The following is a 1,111-nucleotide window of genomic DNA, read 5'->3' on the forward strand; positions in this document are numbered from 1 at the left end:
CTCGCCGCGGCGAACGCAGATACAGGCGTCCTGTCGACGGTGCGCACGCCGGTCGCTGCCAGCTCCTCGCGGAAGGCGAGCTCGGAGGCGTCGGAGGCGACGTACACGAGCACCACGTCGCGCTGCTGCCCGGTCGCCTGCAGCTGACGCAATTGCGACACGAAGGGCGTCACCCCGATGCCGGCGGCGACCATGAGCACCGGCTGCTCACCGCGGGGCAGGATGAAGTCGCCCCAGGTTCCGGTCACCGCGAAGGTCGCACCGGGCTCGGCCGCGGCGAGAGCACGCTTGTAGCTCGAGGGATGCCTCTGGTCGCCGTTCTTGTAGGCGATGCGCAGCGTCGGCAGATCGGCCGGCGCCGACACGATGCTGAACTCCCGACGGGTCCCTCGGGCATCGGGTCGGTGATGCGGGACGTCGAGCTCGAGGTACTGTCCCGGCAGGAAACGCACCCGGCCCTTGGCGCGGAACGTCAGCTCCTGGGCGGTCGGGGTCACGAACTCGCGCCGTTCGAGCACCAGCCGCACCGAACCGCGCAGGGCGAAGGCGAACGCCACCAGGTTGCCGATCAGCAGGGCGCGCTCCTGACCGAGCGTGAAGAGACCGGCCACCGAGATCGGCCACCCCGCGAGCAGCCCGACGACGGCAGCCACCACGAGCTGCTGCCGGCGGCGCGGCGGAAGGGTGAGCGGCTCCGACAGCATGAACGCTCCGAGGGACAGGAACGGCGACTGCAACAGCGCGAACTGCAGAGCCGTCGCGACGTCGAAGGCGATGTCGAACTCCACGGCTTGCACGGCCTGCCGCACGACCGATGTAGCCACGGCGACGGCGAGGAACACCAGGATCACTCGGATCTTCTCGGTGCGCCACAGCACCGCGAGGCCCAGCACGGCCACGGGAATCGTGAGCACCGGCGTGCCGACCCACCACGACGACGACGTGCCCAGCCACTCGAAGGCACCGAACGCTCCGAGGATCGAGACCACGGCGGCGCCGAACGCGGCAGGGTTGAAGATGTGACGCCCACGCCAGGCGATCAGGTACTTCGAGACGCTCGCGACCGCACCGGCGAGCGCGAGACCGAGCAGCGCGCCGGCCTCGACGCCCG

The 1,111-nt window shown here is 70.5% G+C and carries 1 protein-coding gene; it reads right to left on the minus strand.

Annotation, left to right across the window (positions count from 1 at the left end; genetic code table 11):
* Nucleotides 1–1,111 (minus strand): FAD-dependent oxidoreductase (locus tag KZA10_RS15810; RefSeq protein ID WP_218683360.1); only part of this gene is annotated, 1,111 nt, incomplete at both ends.

The organism is Microbacterium sp. BF1 (assembly GCF_019279095.1).
GTDB classification, from domain to species: domain Bacteria; phylum Actinomycetota; class Actinomycetes; order Actinomycetales; family Microbacteriaceae; genus Microbacterium; species Microbacterium maritypicum.